This is a genomic window from Duganella callida (genome assembly GCF_004614165.1).
GTDB classification, from domain to species: domain Bacteria; phylum Pseudomonadota; class Gammaproteobacteria; order Burkholderiales; family Burkholderiaceae_D; genus Rugamonas; species Rugamonas callida.
Genome location: NZ_SPVG01000010.1, coordinates 1 through 4,458, shown reverse-complemented (window position 1 = coordinate 4,458; position 4,458 = coordinate 1). Strand labels below are relative to the sequence as shown.

General features: G+C 68.6%; 4 protein-coding genes and 1 pseudogene. All 5 read left to right on the top strand.

What is annotated here, in order from left to right; genetic code table 11:
• Positions 1-4: 4 nt before the first annotated feature.
• Entirely contained in the window at positions 5-1,378 is a 1,374-nt protein-coding gene (locus E4L98_RS00910; RefSeq protein ID WP_135199686.1) for a type II and III secretion system protein family protein, read from the top strand.
• Positions 1,379-1,386: 8 nt separating this feature from the next.
• A complete protein-coding gene (locus tag E4L98_RS00905) occupies positions 1,387-1,611 on the top strand; it encodes a hypothetical protein (RefSeq protein WP_135199685.1) in 225 nt (74 codons plus the stop codon).
• The gene (locus tag E4L98_RS00900; RefSeq protein ID WP_135199684.1) at positions 1,608-2,780 is read left to right on the top strand and encodes a CpaE/TadZ family protein; all 1,173 of its coding nucleotides are present in this window, start codon (positions 1,608-1,610) and stop codon (positions 2,778-2,780) included. Before E4L98_RS00905 ends, E4L98_RS00900 begins: the two co-directional genes overlap by 4 nt.
• Before the next feature lies 1 nt (position 2,781).
• Complete coding sequence (locus E4L98_RS00895) at positions 2,782-4,128, top strand: TadA family conjugal transfer-associated ATPase (RefSeq protein WP_135199683.1); 1,347 nt, start codon at positions 2,782-2,784, stop codon at positions 4,126-4,128.
• A gap of 3 nt (positions 4,129-4,131) precedes the next feature.
• A pseudogene (locus E4L98_RS00890) lies at positions 4,132-4,458 on the top strand (type II secretion system F family protein); the annotation flags it as partial.

The window sequence follows — 4,458 nt, the reverse complement described above, 5'->3', positions numbered from 1 at the left end:
GCCCATGGTCGCCACGCCGTCCGCCCCGGCCAGGACACCGGCCATCGCGCCGCATCCGGCCGCCGCCGAGGAAGCCGGCGCGCTGCGCTGCACCGGCCAGGCCGCGCAGCCGGGCAGCCTGGCGCTCCAGCTGGGCAAATCCACGCTGATGCGCATGCCGGAGGACGTGCAGGCGCGCAGCGTCGGCAACCCCGCCGTGTTGCAGGCGATGCTGGTGGCGCCCGACACTCTGTACGTGGTCGGCGTCGATATCGGCAGCAGCAATATGATCGTGCAGGGCCGCAGCGGCATGTGCAACGTGATCGAGGTGGCGGTCAGCATCGATCCCGGCGGCTTGCGGCAGGCGCTGGCGGCGCTGCTGCCGGACCAGAAGAACATCCAGGTCAGCGCCGCCGGCGACACGCTGGTCATCAACGGCACCGTCGACGACGCGCCGACCGCCGCGCGCGTGCTGGAGCTGGCCGCCGCCTTCGTGCGCCGGCCCGCTCGCGCCCTGGAAAGCGGCAAGGAAAGCAGCAGTGCCGGCGCGCCGCAGGCGCCGCAGAACGGTGCGCGCATCGTCAACTTCCTCAACATCGGCGCGCCGCAGCAGGTGATGCTGGAGGTGAAGATCGCCGAAGTCTCGAAGTCCCTGCTGGACAAGCTGGAAGCCAACGCCAGTTTCAATTTCGGCGGCGGCAGCTGGGCTTCCACGCTGACCTCCGCCTTCATCACCGGCACGCTGAAAGGGCTGCTCGACATCGGCAAGGGACGCGGCCACGTCGGCCTTGCGGCCGACCGCCAGGAGGCGCTGGTGCGCATCCTGGCTGAGCCGACCGTGATGGCGATCAGCGGCCAGGAAGGCAGCTTCCTGGCCGGCGGCAAGATCTTCGTGCCGGTGGCGCAGGACAACAACAAGGTCACGCTGGATGAGAAGGAATTCGGCGTCGGCCTGCGCTTCACGCCCACCGTGCTGACGGGCGGCCGCATCAACCTGCGGGTGGCGCCGGAAGTGTCGGAGATCTCGCGCGAGGGGATCGGCATCTCGGTCGCCGGCATTTCCGGCACCTCGCTGCTGCCGCTGATCACCACCCGGCGCGCCTCCACCACCGTCGAGCTGTACGACGGCCAGAGCTTCGCCATCGGTGGCCTGATCAAGAACAACCAGACCACCAACATGCGCGGCCTGCCCATCCTCGGCGAACTGCCGGTGCTCGGCGCGCTGTTCCGCAGTACCGACTTCCAGCAGGACCGCACCGAACTGCTGTTCGTCGTCACCCCGCATCTGGTGCACCCGCTTCCGGCCAACTACAAGCTGCCGACCGACGGCGTGACCACGCCCAGCCGCGCGGAACTGTTCCTCGGCGGCCGCATGGAAGGTCAGCCGGAGAAAAAATAGGAACCCTCATGCGATACCTTATCCTCCTGCCGGCGCTGGGCGTGCTGTCCGCCTGCGCCCCGCTTGCCGACCGCTTCGGCATCGACACCCGCATCACGCTGGCGCAGCAGCACATGTATCCGGACGCCGGCCGCAACACCGCGCCGGTCGACGGCATGGACGGCCGCAGCGCGCACGCCGCCTACGAACGCTATCAGAAGGCCGGCGACACGCCGGCCGCCGCCACCAAATGAAGACGCTGATGATCACCCGGGACAGCCTGCTGCACGCGGAGATCGCGGCGCAGGGAGCGGCGCGCATGCCCGCCGTGCAGCTGACCGCGTCGCGCAACGGTCTGCGCGACGCGCTCGAACGCCAGCTGGCGGATGCGCCGGAACTGGTGGTGCTGGACGCCAGCGATCTGTCGGCCGAGGAGGCGGAACTGCTCGAACGCCTGAGCAAGCACTATCCCGGCGCGTCGTACCTGCTGCTGACGCGCGAGCCGCAACAGGATCTGCTGATCCGCGCCATGCGCGCCGGCATGCGCGAGGTGCTGCAGCTGCCGCTGTCGCACCGCGCCTTCCACGAAGCCATGGACCGCATCGAAGTCGCCGCCGGCCTGACCCATATGCGCAGCGGCAAAGTGCTGGCCTTCATTTCCTGCAAGGGCGGCAGCGGCGCGACCTTCCTGTCGACCAATTTCGGCTACGCGCTGGCGGCGCTGGCCGACAAGAAGGTGCTGCTGATCGACCTGCACGGGCAGTTCGGCGACGCCACGCTGTACGTCTCCGACCAGAAGCCGACCATGACGCTGTCCGACATCTGCGCCCAGATCGGCCGCATGGACGGCGCCTTCCTCGATTCCTGCCTGGTGCACGTGGCCTCCAACTTCGGCGTGCTGGCGGCGGCCGACGATCCCAACCAGGTCGGCGGCATGAAGCCGGAGCACATGGACACCATCCTGCGCATCGCCCGCCAGCATTACGATTTCGTGGTGCTGGACGTGGGCCGTCAGATCGACGCCGTGTCGCTGCGCGCGCTGGACCAGGCGGACACCATCTACCCGGTGCTGCAGCTGGCGCTGCCCGACATCCGCGACGGCCGCCGGCTGCTGGATATCTTCCGCTCGCTGGGCTATCCGCCCGAGCGCACGCGCCTGATCGTCAACCGCTACGAGAAGGGCGGCAAGCTGCGCCTGACGGATCTGGAACAGGCGCTGGGCGCGGACGTGGTGCACACGGTGCCCAACGATTATCTGTCGGCGACCGACTCGGTCAACCAGGGCATCCCGGTGCTGCAGCTGTCGCGCAGCAGTGTGGTGGCGCGCAGCCTGTCGGAACTGGTGGAGCTGGTGACCGCGCGCCGCGTCGCCGAAAGCAAGGGCCTGTTCGACCGCATCTTTGGCCGCAACGAAGGAGTGTGAGATGAGCTTACGCGAACGCCTGTCCAGCGTGGAGGAAGCGCGCCACGCCGGCATCGATCCGCCCGGCCTGGCCGCGGCGGCCTACCAGGAACTGAAGAAGAGCATGCACCAGACCATCCTGGACCGCATCGACCTGGAGCGCCTGAAGCGGCTGACGTCCGAGCAGTTCAAGCACGAGCTGGCGCTGCTGGTACAGCGCATCATCGAAGAGGAGCGCATCGTACTGAATCAGCATGAGCGCCACAACCTGGTGCTCGACATCCAGCACGAGATGCTGGGCTTCGGACCGCTGGAGCCGCTGCTGGCCGATCCCGGCGTGTCGGACATCCTGGTCAACACCGCGTCCAGGGTGTACGTCGAGCGCGCGGGCCGGCTGGAACTGACCGACGTCACCTTCAACGACAACGCGCACCTGATGAAGATCATCGAGAAGATCGTCTCGCGCGTGGGCCGGCGCGTCGACGAATCGAGCCCGATGGTCGACGCGCGCCTGCCGGACGGCTCGCGCGTGAACGCCATCATCCCGCCGCTGGCCATCGATGGCCCGATTCTGTCGATCCGCCGCTTTACCGTGCACCCGCTCACCATCGCCAACCTGCTCGACTACCGCAGTCTGACGCCGCCCATGGTGCAGGTGCTGCAGGCGCTGGGCCAGGCCAAGATCAACATCCTGATCTCGGGCGGTACCGGCTCGGGCAAGACCACCATGCTGAACGTGCTGTCCGGCTTCATCCCGGCGCAGGAGCGCATCGTCACCATCGAGGATGCGGCGGAGCTGGCGCTGCGCCAGCCGCACGTGGTGCGGCTGGAGACGCGGCCGCCGAATATCGAGGGCAAGGGCGAGGTGAACCAGCGCTCGCTGGTGCGCAACGCGCTGCGCATGCGGCCGGACCGCATCATCCTCGGCGAGGTGCGCGGCCCGGAGGCGCTGGACATGCTGCAGGCGATGAACACCGGCCACGAAGGCTCGCTGGCGACGATCCACTCCAACACGCCGCGCGACGCCCTGTCGCGGCTGGAGAACATGGTCGGCATGGCCGGCGTCAACCTGACGCCGCGCGCCACGCGCCAGCAGATCTGCTCCGCCGTGACGGTGGTGATGCAGGTGTCGCGCCTGACCGACGGCACGCGCAAGCTGGTCAGCCTGCAGGAGATCACGGGCATGGAGGGCGATGTGATCGCCATGCACGAGATTTTCCGCTTCGAGCAGAAGGGCGTGGATGCACACGGCGCCGTGCAGGGGAGCTTCTACGCCACCGGCGTGCGGCCGCGTTTCGCCGACCGGCTGCGCATGTTCGGCGTGCCGGTACCCGACACGGCGTTCGACCCGGCCAAGATCTACGAGTAGATCATGGACGGCATCTTCACCGCCTTTGCCGTGCTGCTGTTCGCGGCCGTGATTCTGATGATGGAAGGCGCCTGGCTGTGGTGGTCCGGCGCCCACGGCGGCGCCGCGCGGCGCATCGCCAGGCGCTTGCGCCTGATGTCGCGCGATGCGGCGGGCGGCGGCGAGCGGATCGACATTTTGAAACGCCGCGCCTTCAGCCGCCATCCGGGCCTGGACCGCCAGCTGCGCCGCGTCGCCTGGCTGGCGCTGCTCGACCGGCTGCTGTTGCAGGCGGGCGTGCGCTGGTCGGTGGCGCAGTTCCTCGGCTGTACCGTGGCGGCGGCGCTGGCG

Excerpts from the sequence above, each read along its gene's own strand:
- E4L98_RS00905 (WP_135199685.1), top strand. The coding sequence starts at position 1,387 with ATGCGATACCTTATCCTCCTGCCGGCGCTGGGCGTGCTGTCCGCCTGC.
- E4L98_RS00910 (WP_135199686.1), top strand. The coding sequence starts at position 5 with ATGGTCGCCACGCCGTCCGCCCCGGCCAGGACACCGGCCATCGCGCCG.
- E4L98_RS00895 (WP_135199683.1), top strand. The coding sequence starts at position 2,782 with ATGAGCTTACGCGAACGCCTGTCCAGCGTGGAGGAAGCGCGCCACGCC.
- E4L98_RS00900 (WP_135199684.1), top strand. The coding sequence starts at position 1,608 with ATGAAGACGCTGATGATCACCCGGGACAGCCTGCTGCACGCGGAGATC.